The following is a 17,465-nucleotide window of genomic DNA, read 5'->3' on the forward strand; positions in this document are numbered from 1 at the left end:
GGCTGTGACGTCGGCTCTGATGCAGGGATGATCTCACGCCGCCGGCCACCGGTAGGTCGCAAGGCGCGAGATATTTGCAAGTCACTGGAATTGTCTGCGGTGGGCCAGCGTCATTGTGCGCGCAACCCCTTCTCTTTCGTCATCCCGGGTCTTCGCGACGCTGCGCACGGAATGACGAAAGAAGCGCGTCGGGTCGCCCAGCGTCTAGCGGGCGGGCTTGCCGGGTTGGCTCACCCTAGACCGTCCGAGGCGGGCTGAACGACGGGCTGGCTTTCCGTTCGTCAACCTGGCCATCGCCCTGGCCCTGGCGGCGTCCGGTCAGAAGACCGACGGGTTCATGGACCTGCCGCCCACCTAGTCGATCAGTTCAGACGCACCGATACGCCGCCGTCCACAATCATGGGGCTTCCGGTCATGAAGGAGGAACGATCTCCCAGCAGGAATGGCGCGGCCTGCGCGATCTCGACCGGAGCGGCCATGCGTTTCATTGGGTGCAAACCGGCGACGAAGGCGAGGACATCGGGTTTCCCTTCGCCACCCATGGGGGTGATCGTCCCCCCCCGGAAGCAGGGCGTTCACGCGCACGTTCGCACCGGCGTGATCCGCCGCGAGGGACTGCGTCAGTCCAATGAGGCCGGCTTTGGAGGCGGCGTAGGCCGACATGCCCGGCAAGCCGGCGTTGCTATAACCGACGAAGGAGGATGTGAAGACGATCGAGCCACCGCCCCGCGCGGCCAACATCGGCGCCTGGGCTTTGGCTGCGAGAAACGCGCTCGTCAGATTGATGGCGAGCACCTCATTCCAGTCGGCAAGTTCCATCTCGCCGACCGGGCCCATAGCGCCCACCGTTCCAGCGTTGTTGAAAGCGCCGTCGAGCGAGTCGAACGCGCCCAGCGCCAGATCGACCAATTCCTGTGCATAGGCTTCGTCCCGCACGTCGCCCGCCAGGTAGACGGCTTGGCCGCCCCGAGCCCTGATGCGGTCAACGATGATTTCGAGATTGTCGCTGCGTCGCGCCCCGAGAACCAGCCGCGCGCCCTCTGCGGCGAACAGGTCGGCCGCGGCCTCACCGATCCCACTGCTCGCACCCGTAATCAGGATTGTCTTGTCCATCAGTTCCATAGGCCGTCCTTCACCGTTCACGTCGGCCGCAGGGCGCCGCCGACGAGGCTGTGGTAGCGGGAAGGATGGGATCCCTCTGGCGCTTTTCGGCCCTGCAATGGCCGGGACAGGCTGGACTGCGGCTTCCGTGGTTAGGAGGAGCCTCCAGCATGCCCACCGCACCGAATCCCCGCCGTCGGTAACCAGACCGGCCCTGCCGCATTAAGGCAGCGCCCTATCGTCGAGCTTGCCGGAGCCCCATGCCCGATCCCTATATTTTGATCCTGTTCGTGGTGGGGGCGCTGGTCGCCCTGGTGGCCTGGCTGCCGCTGGTGTTTCGCCGCGCGCCCTTGTCGCTGCCGATCGTCTGCGTAATCCTGGGCGCGGGGCTGTTCAGCCTTCCGCAGGTGGGGTTCGACCCCCTGCCCCAGACCTTTCCCGACATCACCGAGCGTCTGACCGAGTTCGTCGTCATCGTCGCCCTTATGGGGGCGGGGCTGAAGATCGACCGGATCTTCAATCTGAAGCGATGGGGCGTGACCTGGCGGCTGCTGGGCGTGACCATGATGCTATCGATCGCGGCGATCGTGATCCTGGGCTGGACGGTGCTGGGGCTGGGACTGGCCGGGGCGGTCCTGCTGGCCGGGACCCTGGCGCCGACCGATCCGGTGCTGGCGTCGGACGTCCAGGTGGGGGCGCCGCGCGAGGGGGGCGAGGACGAGGTGCGGTTCGGCCTGACGTCCGAGGCGGGGCTGAACGACGGCCTGGCCTTTCCATTCGTCAACCTTGCCATCGCCCTGGCCCTGGCGGCGTCCGGCCAGAAGACCGACTGGTTCATGGACTGGCTGACCGTCAATGTCGTATGGGAGATCGGCGCCGGGCTAGCCGTCGGCTGGGCCGTCGGCTGGCTGTTCGGCTGGCTGACCTTCACCATTCCGGTTAGTTCGCGGCTGGCGGCGACGCGGGACGGGTTCATCGTGCTGGCGGCGACCTTCATCTCCTATTCGGTGACCGAGATGCTGCACTGCTACGGGTTTCTGGCCGTCTTCATCACAGCCCTGGCCTTCCGGCACGCGGACCGGGACCATGATTTCCACGTCGAGATGCACGACTTCATTGAGCAGATCGAGCGGATGGCGATGATGGTGGTGCTGGTCCTGTTCGGCGGGGCCCTGGTATCGGGCCTGCTGTCGCCGCTGGGGCCGCTGGACGTGGCGGCGGCGGTGGTCATCGTGCTGGTGGTACGGCCTGTGGCCGGGATGATCGGTTTCATCGGCTACAGGCGGCCTCTGCGGGAGAAGCTGATCCTGGCCTTCTTCGGCATCCGCGGTGTCGGGTCGTTCTACTACCTGGCCTATGGGCTGAACGCGGCGCCGTTCGGGAGCGGCGACCGTCTGTGGGCCATCGTGGGCCTGATCTGCCTGATGTCGATCCTGCTGCACGGGATCACGGTCACGCCCGTCATGCGATGGTTCGACCGAAGCCAGGGTCGCGACCCGGACGCCGACGCGGCCGAAGCCGAGACCGCCGGGCGGGGGATGTCGGCCTGAGCCCGACCGCTCAATCCAGCGCCCCGAAATCCACCACCACCGGCTCCCGCCCCAGCAGCGCCAGAACCCGCCGGAACGCCGTCTGGTCCAGGGCCGTCGTCGCCGTATTGGTCAGGGGGTGGAAGTTGACGATTTCGGCCTTCCACAGGCGACGGTCCAGAACGAAGGTCACGCGGCGGTCCGCATCATTGATCAGGCCCAGGGCGGTGACCGAGCCGGGGCGGACGCCCAGGGTTTCGAACATCAGGGCCTCGTTTCCGAACGACAGCCGGCCCGAGCCCATCGCGGCGGCGGCGCGTTTCAGGTCGATGACCGTGTCCTGGCGGGCCGAGATCAGCCAGAGGCGGCCTTTGTGGTCCTTCAGGAACAGGTTCTTGGTGTGGGCGCCGGGCAGGTCGGCCTTGAGGTCCAGGCCTTCCTCGACGCGGAAGACGGCCGGGTGGTCGTGGGTGGTGTGGGCCACGCCGTTCTCGGCCAGCCAGGCGGTCAGGGCGTCACGGTCGAAAGCGGGGTGTGGCGTCATGGTTGAGCAGTCGCGTTTGCGGCGTTAGGAACGGTTCCATGGTCGATACCGTGCAGACGCGCCCGCTGGAACTGGAATGCTATCCGATGACGGCCCGGCCGCCGGATCTGGTGCCCGGCCGCCAGTCGCGCAACTGGATGGACGCCTTCATCAGCCGCCACCCCTATCGCTGCCTGCCGCTGAACATGGCCAACACCACGGGGTGGGAGATCCTGTGCCCGTTCGGCTTCTCGGCCGAATGGAACGGCGGGCCGCGCCAGGAAGACATCGTCATCACGCCCGACCGGCCGCAGCACGACCTGGCCCATTTCGTCACCTCGCACTTTTCGCGCGGGGTGCTGACCATGCACCCGCAGTACCTGTTCCGCACGCCGCCGGGCTGGGGGATGATGTGTTCGGGCTCGCCCAATCACCTGAAGGACGGAATCCAGCCGCTTGTCGGCCTGATCGAGACCGACTGGCTGCCCTTCCCCTTCACGATGAACTGGATCTTCACCCGGCCGGGCCGGATCACGTTCGAGAAGGGCGAGCCCTTCTGCTTCATCAATCTGATCGAGCACAGGAAGGTCGAACAGTTCCAGCCGGTGATCCGGACCCTGGAATCCAATCCGGTGATGAAGGGTCAGTTCGAGGCCTGGAACCGCGCCCGCACCGACTTCAACCAGCGGCTGGCCGGCGGCGATCCGGATGCGGCCAAGGAGGCGTGGCAGCGGTATTATTTCAAGGGCGAGGTGCCCGAGGACCTGGGGGCGGCGCCGCCCACCCATTCGAACAAGCGCCGGCTGAAGTCGCCCCGCGTCGGCTGACGTCCCGCCTGGGTTCGACGGCCTCGCCCGTGTTCTACAGAGCCATCACCGTGCCGAGCAGAACCTGCGCCCCGGCCCGGCCGAGGGTGGCGTTGGTCGCGGCCTGCAGGGCGGCGACCAGCTGGTCGATGTTCGGCACGGCTCCGGGGCGCAGGCCGTTGGCGAACCGCTGTGCGGCCGTGGCGTAGGCGGCGCGCAGCCGGGGCGCCGACTGCTGGGCGCGGGTGCGAAGCGCGGCGTCGGGGACATCCACCCCGGCCTCGACGGAAAAGACGCCGCGTCGACCATCGGGATACAGGATCGAGGCGGTGATCACCGGCAGGCGGAAATAGCTGTCGGGTGAGGCGGCGGGGGCGCTCGACGAGGCGCGAGCAGGGGTCGAGGCGGCGGCCGTCGCGACGACGGCGAGACCGAGAAGGGCGCGGCGTTCCATGCCCTCGTCCTAACCGATCGGGCTTAAGAAACTGCTGCGCCCGACATCGGGCATAGTGCATATAAGGATATCCTTATGTGTTTATTGCTCCTTCAGCCTCCTCGGGCTATGAGGGCTGAAAATCCCCTGCGGCCAGGAGCCCCCATGACCGACTACATCATCCGCGACATTTCCCTGGCCGACTGGGGCAAGAAGGAAATCGACATCGCCGAGACGGAAATGCCGGGCCTGATGGCCCTGCGCGCCGAGTTCGGCAAGGACCAGCCGCTGAAGGGCGCCCGGATCGCCGGCAGCCTGCACATGACCATCCAGACGGCCGTTCTGATCCAGACGCTGGAAGCCCTGGGCGCCGAAGTGCGCTGGGCCTCGTGCAACATCTTCTCGACCCAGGATCACGCCGCGGCCGCCATCGCCGCCTCGGGCACCCCGGTCTTCGCCGTCAAGGGCGAGACCCTGGAAGAATACTGGGACTACGCCCACAAGATCTTCGAATGGGCCGACGGCGGCTATCCGAATCTGATCCTGGACGACGGCGGCGACGCCACCCTGCTGTGCGTGCTCGGCCCCAAGGCTGAAAAGGACATCTCGGTTCTAGCCAATCCCCAGAACGAGGAAGAAGAAGCCCTGTTCAAGGTGATGAAGCGCTACATCGCCGAAAAGCCCGGCTTCTATTCGGCCATTCGCGACGCCATCGGCGGCGTGTCGGAAGAAACCACCACGGGCGTCCACCGCCTGTACCAGATGTCGGAACGCGGCGAGCTGCCCTTCCCCGCCATCAACGTCAACGACAGCGTCACCAAGTCGAAGTTCGACAATCTGTACGGCTGCCGTGAATCCCTGGTCGACGCCATCCGTCGCGGCACCGACGTCATGCTGTCGGGCAAGGTCGCCGTGGTCTGCGGCTACGGCGACGTGGGCAAGGGCTCGGCCGCCTCGCTGCGCCAGGGCGGCGCCCGCGTTATCGTGACCGAGATCGACCCGATCTGCGCCCTGCAGGCGGCCATGGAGGGCTATGACGTCCAGACCCTGGACGACGTCGCCGACAAGGCCGACATCTTCGTCACCGCCACCGGCAACAAGGATGTGATCACCGTCGATCACATGCGCCGGATGCGTCACAACGCCATCGTCTGCAACATCGGCCACTTCGACTCCGAGATTCAGGTGGCCGGCCTGAAGAACTTCAAGTGGGACGAGATCAAGCCTCAGGTCCACCACATCGAATTCCCCGGCGGCAACAAGATCATCCTGCTGTCGGAAGGCCGTCTGGTGAACCTGGGCAACGCCACGGGCCACCCGTCCTTCGTGATGAGCGCCTCCTTCACCAACCAGACCCTGGCGCAGCTGGAGCTCTGGACCAACAAGTCGGCCTATGAGACCAAGGTCTACACCCTGCCCAAGCATCTGGACGAGAAGGTCGCCGCGCTGCACCTCGGCAAGCTGGGCGCCAAGCTGACCGTGCTGAACAAGGAACAGGCCGATTACATCTCCGTGCCGCAGGAAGGCCCGTTCAAGCCCGAGCACTATCGCTACTAAGACCCAAGTCCCGGAGCCGGTCTCGTGAGCCGGGCGTCCTTCGACGTCCTGGTGGTCGGGGCCGGCGCCGCCGGGATGATGTGCGCCGCCGAGGCCGGGCGGCGCGGTCGTCGGGTGCTGGTCGTCGATCATGCGGCCAGTCCCGGCGAGAAGATCCGCATCTCCGGCGGCGGCCGGTGCAATTTCACCAATCTGGGCTGCGGGCCGGCGAACTTCCTGGGCGAGAACCCCCGGTTCGCCACCTCGGCCCTGCGCCGCTTCACCCAGCACGACTTCATCAAGCGCGTGGACCGGGCGGGCATCGCCTGGCACGAGAAGACCCTGGGCCAGTTGTTCTGCGACGACAGCGCCAAACAGATTGTCCGCATGCTGACCGACGACATGGCGGCGGCGGGCGTGACCCTGAAGATGAAGACCGGCGTCGAGCGCCTGGCGAAGACGGGCGAGGGCTGGACCATCAATCTGTCGGACGGAAGCCAGATCACGGCGACAGCCCTGGTCGTGGCGACTGGCGGCAAGTCGATCGCCAAGATGGGCGCCACCGGCTGGGCCTATGAGGTCGCGCGCCAGTTCGACATCCGCGTCACCGACACCCGCCCGGCCCTGGTCCCCCTGACCTTCGAGGCGGGTCTCCTAGAGACCCTGACGCCGCTGGCCGGCGTGGCCGTGGACGCCCGCGTCGCCTCGGCACCCGACGCGAAAGCGCGCAAGGCGGCCTTCAACGAGGCCATGCTGTTCACCCACCGCGGCCTCAGCGGCCCGGCCATATTGCAGATCAGTTCCTACTGGCGCGAGGGCGAGGCCATCGTCGCGTCCATGGCCCCCGGCCGCGACGTCTTCGCCGAGCTGAAGGCCGCCAAGACCGCGAACGGCCGCCAGGCCGTGCATACGGCCCTGGGCCACATCGTACCCCGACGACTGGCGGAAAGCCTGTGCGCGCGCGAAGGCGCAGCGGGCAATCTGGCCGATCTGTCCGACGCGACGCTGCGGCGGCTGGACCAGGCGGTCAACGGCTGGAGCGTGAAGCCGGTCGGGTCCGAAGGCTATCGCACCGCCGAAGTGACCCTGGGCGGGATCGACACGGCCGCCCTGGATCAGCAGACCCTGGAGGCCAGAACGGTTCCCGGTCTGTATTTCATCGGCGAGGCGGTCGATGTCACCGGCTGGCTGGGCGGCTATAATTTCCAGTGGGCCTGGTCGTCGGGCTGGGCTGCGGGTCAGGTCTGCTAGCTGAGCGGAGGCCTGTGGCGCCGCGACGCATGGCGGGGAGCATCGAGCGTCTCTAGCTTGTCTAGGCGGAACGGGCCCCTCTGGCGGCGTTCGGCCTGACCGTCCCCTCCGTCAGGCCGATCGGCGCGATGTCGGACCGCATGTGCGTTGACGCGGCAGGTCCGGTCCCCCTCCGGACGTGTCTCGTCGACGCGCATTCGCCGAAACACCATGGAGCCCGTCATGCCCCTTCTTATGTGCCCGAACGACAACGCCGCCATGCAGACCCTGGATCGCGACGGGGTTCAGTTCGACATGTGCCCCGCCTGCCGCGGCGTCTGGCTGGATCGCGGCGAGCTCGAAAAACTGATGGACTCGGCCGCCGCGGACGGGCGCGCCTCGGCCCCGCCCGTCGCCGCCCCTCAGCCCCCACCCCAGCCTTGGGACGCGCGGCGGAGCCATGGCGACGACCGGGGTCATCGCGGCGACCGGTATCGCGACGATGACGACGACCACCGCTACAAGAAGAAGAAGCGCGACAGTATTTTCGACATCTTCGACTGACGTCAGGCCTTCGGCTCGGTCGCCTTCAGCAGTCCCTGAAGCGCCGTCGCCGCCGCTGGATCGGCGTTGACCGCCTCGCGGATGTCGGGAATACGCAGCATCCTGACGGCCTCGCTGCGGGCGCGATCGGCGGCGGGCCCGAGGGGCGCGGTGTCCCCATTGACCATCTTCACCAGGGCCATCAGTTTCTGCACCGGCGTGGCCTGGGCCCGGCCGATCTGGTTCAGCAGGCCGGCGTCGGCTTCCAGGGTTCCCCCCAGGGCCCCGATCGCCGTGGAGATTTGCCGTTCGTCCAGTTCGCCCAGCTGAACGGCGCGGACCGAGCGCTGCAACCGGGCCAGGACGAGCAGTTTCTGCGAGGCGCTGGGTCCGCCCGACTGCGTCTGGCGCATCTCGTTTTCCAGCCTGAGCGACGTGACGCAGGCGCTGAGCCAGCGCGCCGCCGCCCGCTTGTTGGCGCCGCCGGTCACGTTCTCGCACAGCCGGGTCAGATGTTCGGCCTCGGCAAGCACCGTCGGGCAATGCTGGACATAATTGGCGACGAAGTCGGGCGTCACCAGGCTCTTGGATCGCTCCACGAAGGCGTTCTGAACCTCTTCGAGGGTCAGCAGCCGTCCCGCCGCCGCCGTCAGGGCCATGGCGAGGGTCCGCAATATGTCGATCTCACCGACGGGATCGGTGGGCCGCAGCCGCCGGGGAACCGCCAGTTCGCGTGTGACCATTCGCGCGAGTGAGGTCGAAAGCATCGGAAAGGCGCCGGCCGACAGGTGGCAACCCAGGCGGGCTGCGGGGCCTTCGACGGCGGGCGTCATCAGGCCCATGCGCGGGTCCATGGCGATGAGCTGGCCGACCTCGCGGGGCGCCACCATCCGCACCACGGCGGCCAGGCTGGCGCCCGGGTCCAGCGACGGGCCCAGAATTTCGTTCAGGTTCGACCGCAGGGCCAGCATATCAGCGGTGATCTGTTCGACGGTCGCCAGGACCAGGGCGCGTGCGGGGCCCTCGGCCGGCGCCGCCTCGATCAGATCCATCAGGCCGTCCAGCCGTTGGCGCGCGCCCTTTCGATCCATCAGGGCCTGGGCGACGACGCCCCCCATGACGAAGGCCCGGTCCGCCTGTCCGCTCAGCTGATGGGCGAGGTCGGCGATCGAATGGTCGTTCAGCGAGGGGAACATCCCCGCACGACCCGCCTTCAGCAGCCGCGCGACCGCATCCTCCGAAAGACGCTGGTAATGGCGCACGACGCTGTGCAGATCCTGACCACTGGCTTGGCTTTCCGGCACCGCGACCTTCTGAACGGCGTGCTGCAACTCCACCCCGGACGCATCGAGCCGTTCCGCCAGGTCCGGCCGGTGCAACAGTTCGAACGCCGTGACCCCCTGGCGTTTCAGCCAGTCCTCCAGCACCCGGCTGATCAGGGCCCGGGCGTGGACGGTGTAGAGTTCAGGAGGCGAGCTGCACGCCGGGCGGGCCGCCGCCTGTGGCTTCGGCTTCTTCTTCTCCTCCGGCGCTCCGATCGTCAGGATGGCCAGGCTGTTGAATTCCATGGTGTCCGGGTCCAGCGTCTCCTTGGTGACGCGGGCTGCGGCGACGACACCGTCCTTCAGCTGATCCTGGGCCGTCTCAAGGGCGCGCTTGCGATCCTCGGTGGCGATGAGGAGCGTCCAGGCCGAGGGAACGGTCTTGCGGACATAGACTTCGTAATGGATCGGACCGGCCATCCCCGCCCTCTAATGGCGAAGCTGTTAAAGTGGGGTTTTCACGGCGATTTTTCATTGCGCCGACGGAAGCGAACCCGTCTATCGTTGAAACGGGCGGCTTGGCGGCCCATCTGCCTTAGCCCTAATGTGACCGTGATCGAACGGTTACGCTTGCCGTGCGTTCTCGTCTGCGGGAACGGGAAGTTCAGGAGAAGACAACCTTGGCCAATATCACCCTGGTCGATGACGACGAGAACATCGTGGCGTCCGTCTCGCTGGCGCTGGAAAGCCACGGCCACAGGATCACGGCCTATCACGACGGCGCCTCGGGTCTCGCCGCCCTGGAGGCCAGTCCGCCCGATCTGGTCATCCTCGACGTGAAAATGCCGCGCATGGACGGGATGGAGGTGCTGCGCCGCCTGCGTCAGACCTCGCAGATCCCGGTCATCATGCTGACGTCCAAGGACGAGGAGATCGACGAGATCCTCGGCTTCAACCTGGGCGCCGACGACTATATCCACAAGCCGTTCAGCCAGCGCCTGCTGATCGAACGGGTCAAGGCCCTGCTGCGGCGCACCGGCGCCGACGGCATCGAGCCCGAGCCGTCGGCCGAGGTCTCCGGCAAGGCGATCAAGCGCGGCAAGCTGAGCATGGATCCGGCCCGCCACGAATCGACCTGGGACGGCAAGCCGGTCAAGCTGACCGTCACCGAATTCCTGCTGCTTCAGGCCCTGGCCCAGCGCCCCGGCTTCGTGAAGAGCCGCGACAACCTGATGGACGCCGCCTATGACGATCAGGTCTATGTCGACGACCGCACCATCGACAGCCACGTGAAGCGGATGCGCAAGAAGTTCCGCGCCGTGGACAACGAGTTCGACGCGATCGAGACCCTGTATGGCGTCGGTTACCGCTACCGCGAAAGCTGATCGAGCCGGCGCTCAGGAGCAGGAGCCCACGACGTCGCGTCCGTCGCGGATCCGCTTCGGGGGCTCGCGGCTCGGCGGCTTCATCCTCGCCCTCAACCTGCTCAGCCTGCTGATCCTGTTCGGCGGCGCCCTGGCCCTGAACGAATGGCGTCAGGGGCTGATCGAGGCGCGCCAGGAATCGCTGACGGTCCAGGCCGAACTGCTCGGCAACGTCCTGGGGGAGCTGGGCATCAGCCGCGGCGTCCCAACGCCCGAGCTGGACGTGGGCGAGGCGGCCAAATGGCTGCGCGACAATTTCGTGCCCGCCGGCCAGCGGGTCCGCCTGTACGACATCAACGGCCTGCCCGTCATCGACTCCTATGAGGTGACCGAGAACATTCCCGGTCGGGTGTTGCCGCCGGCCCGCCCCGCCGGCTCTCCGCTTCCGGCCGATCAGGCTCAAAAGCTGGGCCGCGACGCCGAACACAGGCGACAGGTCGAGGCCGAGGTGGCGGCGGAGGTCGAACGGGCCCTGGCCGGAGAGCCCCAGACCACCGTCCGACGCAACGAATCCGGCGATCGGGTGGTATCGGTCTCCATCCCGATCCGCCATGTCCGTCAGGTTCTGGGCGTCCTGACGCTGGAGGCCGGAAACGTCGATGAAATCCTCGACGACCAGAGACGCGCCCTTGTCCCCTTCGCCCTGGTGGCGCTGGCCGTCAATCTGCTGGCGTCCCTTCTGCTGCACCTGTTCGTGGCCCGGCCCATCATGCGACTGTCGGCGGCGGCGGATCAGGTCAAGCTTCAGCGCGCGCGGGCCATCTCCCTGCCCGACCTGGAGGCGCGCAAGGACGAGATCGGCGACCTGGCCCGCTCGCTGGAATCGATGACCGACACCCTGTCCACGCGGATGGACGCGATCGAACGGTTCGCGGCCGACGTGTCGCACGAGATCAAGAACCCCCTGACCTCGATCCGTTCGGCGCTGGAAACCCTGCCCCTGGTCAGGACCGACGCCCACAGGGAGAAGTTGACCAGTCTGCTGCAGCAGGACGTACGCCGTCTGGACCGGCTGATCACCGACATCTCCAACGCCTCGCGGCTGGACGCCGAACTGTCGCGAGACCGTCCCCGCGCCATCGACCTCAACCGACTGCTGACCGACGTCGTCGGCGTCTACGAAACCACGCTGAGACCCGGCGAGGTCCCGGTCCGGCTCGAACGTCCGGACCACGGACTGAGGGTCGTGGGCCGCGATGGTCCTCTGGGCCAGGTGTTCCGCAACCTGATCGACAATGCGCGATCCTTCAGCCCTCCCGACGGCGAGGTCCGGGTCGTGCTGCAGGAGGTCGAGGGCGATCTGCCCATCCGCATCCGGGTCGAGGACCAGGGCCCCGGCATTCCGCCTGAAAACCTCGAGACGGTGTTCGAACGTTTCTACACGTCGCGGCCCAAGGGCGCGGCCTTCGGCTCCAACTCGGGTCTGGGCCTGTCCATCGTCCGCCAGATCGTCGAAGCCCATGGCGGCCGCGTGACGGCGGCGAACCTGGCCGACACCGCCGAGGGCGGCCAGGGCGCCCGTTTCGAGATCCGCCTCCCCGCCCCGCCGGTCGCCGGCCGACGCTCATGAAGCCGCAGCCGCCGCTCCACGCCACCACGGTCGCCATCCGCCACCAGGGGCAATGGAAGGCGGTGATGATCCTGGGGCCCTCGGGCGCCGGAAAGAGCGATCTCGCCCTGCGGCTGATCGGGATCGGATGGCGGCTGGTCAGCGACGACTACACCCTGGTCTGGGCGTCCGGCGGCGCGCTCCATGCGACCGCTCCGACCGCCATAGCGGGCCAGATCGAGGCGCGCGGGGTCGGAATCGTGTCCTTCAGAACACGGCTGGTCGCCAGACTCGTCCTGGCCGTGGCCTGCGTGCCGGAGGCCGTCGAACGGCTTCCGGAGCCGCAGACTCGGCGTTTCTCGGGCATAGACCTGCCGCTTCTGGCGCTTGATCCCCGCCCCCCCTCGGCCGTCGACATGGTCGCAGCCGCCCTTCAGACGCTTTGAACCCGCGCACAACAGGTCTATGACACGCCACTTGCGGTCCCAGGCGGATGCGTCCGGTCTCCCTGCCGGGCACGGGGAAGTCCAGGGGATGTTCGGGATGGGATGCGAGTGAAGTCCTTATGATTGGCCTGGTTATCGTCACCCATGGGGGGCTGGCCTCGGAATTTCTTTCGGCGATGGAGCATGTGGTCGGCCCGCAGCGCGGCGTTGCGGCCATCTGCATCGGGCCGGAAGACGACATGGAACGTCGCCGTCGTGACATCGTCGACGCGGCCGGCGCCGTCGACGACGGCGACGGCGTGATCCTGCTGACCGACATGTTCGGCGGCACCCCCTCGAATCTGGCGATCTCGGTAATGGAGCAGACCCACGCCGAGGTGATCGCCGGCCTGAACCTGCCGATGCTGATCAAACTGGCCAGCGTGCGCGGCCGCGAAACCCTCGAATCCTGCGTGGCCCACGCCCAGGAGGCGGGGCGCAAATACATCTCGGTCGCCTCGTGGGTGCTCGCAGGCGAAAAATGAGCGTCACGGCCACCCTGGACATCTGCAACACGCGGGGCCTGCACGCCCGCGCCTCGGCCAAGTTCGTCAAACTGGCCTCCAGCTTCGACAGCGAGATTCACGTCACCCGTGACGGCGTCACCGTCGACGCCCGCTCGATCATGGGCCTGCTGATGCTGGGCGCCGGCATCGGCTGCAGCATCGACGTCAAGGCCGAGGGGTCAGACGCCGAAGAGGCGATCGAGGCCCTGACGGACCTCGTCGCCCGCAAGTTCGACGAGGATCAGTAGGGCTACAGCCCCAGGGCGCGGCGGATGTCGCGCCAGTCCACATATTTGAAGTTCTGGGTGCCGACGTCATTGACGTCGTCCTGGATCACCACCAGGCCCTCGGGGAAGGGCCCGACCACGCCGCTGGCCGCGGCCAGGCCGTCCGTGCCGGTGACCCCGTCGACGACGCCGTCGACGATCTTGAACCGGCCCTTGTACTCGGGCGCTGCCCCATCGATGCGCCAGACGGGGAAGGTCGAATCGCCCTGGCTGGAGCCGATCAGATAGCGTTTGTCGCCATCGGTCAGGGTCGTCAGGCCTTCGGCGTCGGCGACCAGTATGTCCTTGGCGATCGGCTGCACCAGGGTGCGCGCCGCGCCGGACGCCGGATCGAGGCCATAGCGCCACAGGCCGACGTTTTCTTCGTTGATATAGAGGGCGTCGGTCGCCTCGTCGGCGGCGCAGCCTTCCGAAATGGTCCCGATCTCGGCGCGACGCACCTCGCGCGAGACCGGCTGACCCGCGGCGTCGACGCTCAGCACGAACTGACGCAGTTCGCCCTCATGGCCCACCAGGATCGCGTGGATCTCGGCGCCGCGCCGCGCGAAACAGAAGCCATAGGGCTCGATCACGTCGGTGGCGATCGCGCCCCAGGGCCGTACGCCGTTCTCACCGGTTCCCGCCGGATCGAACAGATAGAGCGAAATCCCGGTCTTGCCCGGCGTCCGGTCGCTGGCGCCCAGGACGACTTGCGGCCGCCCCCCGACGCTCAGTCCCTCGGTCAGATCGACATTGTTCAGCAGGCCTTCCGGCATGAACTGCAGGATCTGACCGTCGAAACCGTAGATATAGAGACCGGACTTCTTGTCCGTTCCGGCGACGAAGCCAGGCGTGGTCTTGCCCATCACCGTCACCGGCGAGGCCGAGGCCCAGACGGCGGGATCGTCAGCCGCGTCCTGGCCGGCCGTGCCGACCGAGGGGGTTTCCAGCACGGCCTGGACTTCGACGCCGGGCCCGACGAAGCCTTCGCCCTCGCCCTGGAAATCGACTTCGTGCGTCGCGCAGGCCGTCAGCAACAGCATAGCGAAAGCCTTGACCCCGAAGGCGGCGATACGAGACAGAGAATTCATGGCGCACCCTAGGCGAGATTGTTCCGGACCTGATCGATAAGACCGCATCGAGGGTCAACGGCGTTGCCGTGACGTTTTCACGGCGGTTTAGCGACTATTGTTCTGTTTACAGCTCAATCGTCGTTCTTGCGTCCGAAAACAGAGAGGGTTTCGTCGCTGAACCGTCGTGAACGCTTCGCCCCCTGCCGCTAAGCGCCACTGTATTCGTCGGGATTGAACCCGGCATGGGGAACTTTGTGATGAAATTGCACCTCCTCGCGAGCGCGTCGCTCGCGTCGATCGCCGCCGTGTCAGCCGCCATGCCCGCGCATGCCGACGGGGCCGTCGCCTCTGTCGCCGCAGCGGCCGCCGTCGCCGGCGAGGTCGTCCACGGCCGCGTCACCAACGCCGCCGGCGACCCCCTGCCGGGCGCTGAGGTCGTGGTCCGCGGTTCCGGCCTGCGTGCCGTCACCAATACCCAAGGCGAATTCGACCTGGTCCTGCCGACCGGTCAGGCCGCGCTCGACGTCCGCTACATCGGCCTGCCCTCGGCCACCCAGACGGTTGCGGTCGCGCCCGGTGGCGCCGACGTCGCCATCGTCCTGGGCGGTCAGGATTCGACGAACCTCGGCGAAATCATCGTCACTGGCGTCATCACCGACGGCGTCGCTCGCTCGTTGAACCAGCAGAAGAACGCCGACGGCACCCTGAACGTCCTGTCGGCCGACGCGATCGGCCGCTATCCCGACCCGAACGTCGCGGAATCCCTGCAGCGGGTCGCCGGTATCGCCATCCAGCGCGACCAGGGCGAAGGCCGCTACATCAACGTCCGCGGCGCGCCCTCGGCCTTCACCGCCGTCTCGGTGGACGGGGTCCAGGTTCCCGCCGTCGATCCGGGCACCCGCGCGGTGGATCTGGACACCCTGCCCAGCGACATCGTCGCCAACATTGAGGTCTCCAAGACGCTCCTGCCCAGCCAGGAAGCCGATTCCATCGCCGGCGCCGTCAACATCAAGACCCGTTCACCCTTCGACCGTCGTCGCCTGGCTGTGAGCGGCTACGCCGGCGGCAGCTATAACGACTACGGCGGTTCCGACACCCGCGCCGCCGCCACGGCGTCCAACGTCTTCGCCAATGAGACCTTCGGCGCCCTGCTGTCGGTCAGCTATTCCGAAACCAACCGCCGCCCCGACAACGTCGAGAACGCCTGGGTCAAGGAAGAGCAAAACGGCGCCGACGTCTTCGTGCTCGAAGAAAGCCTGTTCAAGGACTACGAGACCAAGCGCACCCGCCAGGCCGTGACCGGCGCCCTCGAATGGCGCCCGACCGACGACTTCCGCGCCTATCTGCGCGGATCGTTCGCCCAGTTCGAAGACGACGAATACCGCAACACCCTGGGCCTGATCTACTCGGACGGTAAGCTGAAAGCCGGCGCTACCGACACGAGCGCCACCTATACCGGCGCGCGCATCACCCGTCAGCTACGTCACCGCACCCAGAAGAACGACATCACCACCCTGGTGGCCGGCGGCGAAAAGACCTTCGACAACGGCGCCGTCTGGGACGCCAGCCTGTCCTGGGCCGATAGCGAACAGTCCTATCCCAACCGGAACGAGCTGCTGTATCGCGCCGACGCCCCCGAATTGAGTTACAACACGGCCGATCACTATATGCCGACCTATTCGGTGTTCAGCGATCCGACCGGCCTCTATCGGGACCCCACCAAGTTCAAATTCCGCGAGAACACCTTCCGCGAGAACACGACCCAGCAGGAAGACGTCGCCTTCAAGACCAACTTCGAGCTGCCCAGCCAGTTCGCCGGACGCGACGTGACGTGGAAGCTCGGCGCCAAGTTCAACAGCCGCGAGATCAATGCGGACGAGCAGCGCTACCGTAACCGCGCCTCTTCGGCGAGCCCGGGCACGCTGGCGTCGGTGCTGAGCGATCGCGAGTCGCGCAACTACGACTATGACCTCGGCGTCAAGTTCGACGCTGACATTGTCGACGACTATTTCGCCAGCGCCCGCGCCGCGTCCCCGATCCGCCAGCCCGACTCCATCACTGCGGATTACACGGCGCAGGAAGACATTCTCGCCGGCTACGCCCAGGCTCGTTTCGACGTCGGCGCGACGAACGTCATCATCGGTCTGCGCGTTGAGAACACTAAGTTCGACGGCGACGCCACGCAGTATGTGAAAAAGATCATCGAGAACGAAGACGGTGACGAGGAGGAGGTGGAAACCTACACCCCGGTGAACGTCAGCCGCGACGACACGGAGTTCTTCCCCAACCTGACAGTCCGCCACAACTTCTCTGACAACCTGATCGGCCGTTTCGCCCTTACACGGTCGATATCCCGCCCCGAGTTCAGCGAGATTGTGCCACGGGAAAGCAATGAGACAGATACCGTCAGCAATAAAATATCCTACGAGATCGGCAATCCGGATTTGCAGCCGGCTCTGTCGAACAACATCGATCTGGGCTTGGAATACTACTTCACCTCGCTGGGCGTGGTGTCGGCAAATGCCTTCTACAAGGACCTGACCGACTACCGGTACACGCTGAAATACGAGGATGAGGTCACGATCGACGGCACGCTCTATGAGGCCGACTTTGAGACCCCGATCAATGCCCCCGACGGCCATATCGCTGGTCTGGAGCTGAACTGGCAGCAGAAGTTCGGCTTCCTGCCGGGTCTGCTCTCGGGCTTCGGCGTCTTCGCCAACTACACGGTCACGGACGCCGAGATCAAAACGGCCCAGTCTTACGGCGGTCGCGACACCTTCGCCCTGCCGGGCCAGTCGGACACCAACTACAACGCCGCGATCTTCTACGAGATGGCCGGATTCAGCGCCCGCCTGTCCTACACCAAGCGCAGCGACTATCTGGAAGAGATCAACGCCGACGACGCCGATCTGGACCTTTACGTCGAGGGCCGCGAGCAGTTGGACTTCACCAGCAGCTATGATTTCGGCAACGGCGTCGAACTGTTCGGCGAAGCCAAGAACCTGACCGACTCGGCCGGCGTTCGCTACTACGGCTCGCGCGAGCGGACCTATGAGTACGAAAAGTTCGGCTACAACATCTTTGTCGGGCTTCGCTTCAAGCTCTGACGCGTACGACGTTGACGATGAAGGGGCCGGACGGCGACGTCCGGCCCTTTTTTCGTCGACGGTGTCAGCGACCTTGACGGCGCCCGCCC

17 protein-coding genes are annotated in these 17,465 nt (G+C 66.5%); 12 read left to right on the forward strand and 5 right to left on the reverse strand.

All coding sequences use genetic code 11. The features are described 5' to 3' along the window. Positions 1 to 217 precede the first annotated feature (217 nt). Positions 218 to 358, forward strand: coding sequence for a hypothetical protein (locus ACVPT3_RS16665; protein WP_492041947.1), 141 nt, complete (start codon positions 218 to 220; stop codon positions 356 to 358). Here ACVPT3_RS16665 and ACVPT3_RS16670 read toward each other — a convergent pair. Further along, positions 355 to 1,122: an SDR family oxidoreductase gene (locus ACVPT3_RS16670; RefSeq protein WP_492041948.1), complete on the reverse strand. Its 768-nt coding sequence runs from the start codon at positions 1,120 to 1,122 to the stop codon at positions 355 to 357. The genes ACVPT3_RS16665 and ACVPT3_RS16670 overlap by 4 nt on opposite strands. A gap of 239 nt (positions 1,123 to 1,361) precedes the next feature. On the opposite strand from ACVPT3_RS16670, the gene ACVPT3_RS16675 reads away from it, so the two are divergent. Next, complete coding sequence (locus ACVPT3_RS16675) at positions 1,362 to 2,651, forward strand: cation:proton antiporter (protein WP_492041949.1); 1,290 nt, start codon at positions 1,362 to 1,364, stop codon at positions 2,649 to 2,651. Between the two features lie 10 nt (positions 2,652 to 2,661). Here ACVPT3_RS16675 and ACVPT3_RS16680 read toward each other — a convergent pair whose 3' ends face one another. Beyond that, positions 2,662 to 3,174, reverse strand: a complete 513-nt coding sequence (locus ACVPT3_RS16680) for a prolyl-tRNA synthetase associated domain-containing protein (protein ID WP_492041950.1) — start codon at positions 3,172 to 3,174, stop codon at positions 2,662 to 2,664. Between the two features lie 38 nt (positions 3,175 to 3,212). Here ACVPT3_RS16680 and ACVPT3_RS16685 point away from each other — a divergent pair, with 38 nt between their 5' ends. After that, a complete protein-coding gene (locus ACVPT3_RS16685; protein WP_492041951.1) occupies positions 3,213 to 3,980 on the forward strand; it encodes a DUF6065 family protein in 768 nt (255 codons plus the stop codon). Between the two features lie 34 nt (positions 3,981 to 4,014). On the opposite strand, the gene ACVPT3_RS16690 is transcribed toward ACVPT3_RS16685, so the two are convergent. Further along, the gene (locus ACVPT3_RS16690; RefSeq protein ID WP_492041952.1) at positions 4,015 to 4,413 is read right to left on the reverse strand and encodes a Tat pathway signal protein; all 399 of its coding nucleotides are present in this window, start codon (positions 4,411 to 4,413) and stop codon (positions 4,015 to 4,017) included. Between the two features lie 144 nt (positions 4,414 to 4,557). Here ACVPT3_RS16690 and ahcY point away from each other — a divergent pair, with 144 nt between their 5' ends. The 3 genes from ahcY to ACVPT3_RS16705 all read left to right on the forward strand — a co-directional run bounded on the left by ahcY (position 4,558) and on the right by ACVPT3_RS16705 (position 7,722). Continuing rightward, positions 4,558 to 5,949 carry an adenosylhomocysteinase gene (gene ahcY / locus ACVPT3_RS16695; RefSeq protein ID WP_492041953.1) on the forward strand — a complete coding sequence of 464 codons (1,392 nt, stop codon included), beginning with the start codon at positions 4,558 to 4,560 and terminating at the stop codon, positions 5,947 to 5,949. 24 nt (positions 5,950 to 5,973) lie between these two features. After that, positions 5,974 to 7,179 (forward strand): BaiN/RdsA family NAD(P)/FAD-dependent oxidoreductase, encoded by a 1,206-nt coding sequence (locus tag ACVPT3_RS16700; protein ID WP_492041954.1) that lies wholly within the window; start codon positions 5,974 to 5,976, stop codon positions 7,177 to 7,179. A gap of 222 nt (positions 7,180 to 7,401) precedes the next feature. Then, positions 7,402 to 7,722 carry a TFIIB-type zinc ribbon-containing protein gene (locus tag ACVPT3_RS16705; RefSeq protein ID WP_492041955.1) on the forward strand — a complete coding sequence of 107 codons (321 nt, stop codon included), beginning with the start codon at positions 7,402 to 7,404 and terminating at the stop codon, positions 7,720 to 7,722. A 2-nt stretch (positions 7,723 to 7,724) separates the two neighbouring features. Here ACVPT3_RS16705 and ACVPT3_RS16710 read toward each other — a convergent pair whose 3' ends face one another. Next, positions 7,725 to 9,443: a hypothetical protein gene (locus ACVPT3_RS16710; protein WP_492041956.1), complete on the reverse strand. Its 1,719-nt coding sequence runs from the start codon at positions 9,441 to 9,443 to the stop codon at positions 7,725 to 7,727. Between the two features lie 200 nt (positions 9,444 to 9,643). On the opposite strand from ACVPT3_RS16710, the gene chvI reads away from it, so the two are divergent. The 5 genes from chvI (at position 9,644) to ACVPT3_RS16735 (ending at position 13,175) form a co-directional block, all read left to right on the forward strand. Next, complete coding sequence (gene chvI / locus ACVPT3_RS16715; protein WP_492041957.1) at positions 9,644 to 10,348, forward strand: two-component response regulator ChvI; 705 nt, start codon at positions 9,644 to 9,646, stop codon at positions 10,346 to 10,348. Then, the gene (chvG, locus tag ACVPT3_RS16720) at positions 10,317 to 11,957 is read left to right on the forward strand and encodes a two-component sensor histidine kinase ChvG (protein ID WP_492041958.1); all 1,641 of its coding nucleotides are present in this window, start codon (positions 10,317 to 10,319) and stop codon (positions 11,955 to 11,957) included. The genes chvI and chvG overlap by 32 nt, the downstream gene beginning before the upstream one ends. Continuing rightward, positions 11,954 to 12,382 (forward strand): HPr kinase/phosphorylase, encoded by a 429-nt coding sequence (locus tag ACVPT3_RS16725; protein WP_492041959.1) that lies wholly within the window; start codon positions 11,954 to 11,956, stop codon positions 12,380 to 12,382. The genes chvG and ACVPT3_RS16725 overlap by 4 nt, the downstream gene beginning before the upstream one ends. Positions 12,383 to 12,501: 119 nt before the next feature. Then, positions 12,502 to 12,906 (forward strand): PTS sugar transporter subunit IIA, encoded by a 405-nt coding sequence (locus ACVPT3_RS16730; protein WP_492041960.1) that lies wholly within the window; start codon positions 12,502 to 12,504, stop codon positions 12,904 to 12,906. Then, positions 12,903 to 13,175 (forward strand): HPr family phosphocarrier protein, encoded by a 273-nt coding sequence (locus ACVPT3_RS16735; protein WP_492041961.1) that lies wholly within the window; start codon positions 12,903 to 12,905, stop codon positions 13,173 to 13,175. Before ACVPT3_RS16730 ends, ACVPT3_RS16735 begins: the two co-directional genes overlap by 4 nt. 2 nt (positions 13,176 to 13,177) lie before the next feature. On the opposite strand, the gene ACVPT3_RS16740 is transcribed toward ACVPT3_RS16735, so the two are convergent. Beyond that, complete coding sequence (locus ACVPT3_RS16740; protein WP_492041962.1) at positions 13,178 to 14,284, reverse strand: phytase; 1,107 nt, start codon at positions 14,282 to 14,284, stop codon at positions 13,178 to 13,180. Positions 14,285 to 14,523: 239 nt separating this feature from the next. Between ACVPT3_RS16740 and ACVPT3_RS16745 the strand changes: the two genes are divergently transcribed. Then, positions 14,524 to 17,376: a TonB-dependent receptor gene (locus ACVPT3_RS16745; RefSeq protein WP_492041963.1), complete on the forward strand. Its 2,853-nt coding sequence runs from the start codon at positions 14,524 to 14,526 to the stop codon at positions 17,374 to 17,376. Positions 17,377 to 17,465: the final 89 nt, after the last annotated feature.

This window comes from Brevundimonas sp. FV1ps31S, from assembly GCF_058681265.1.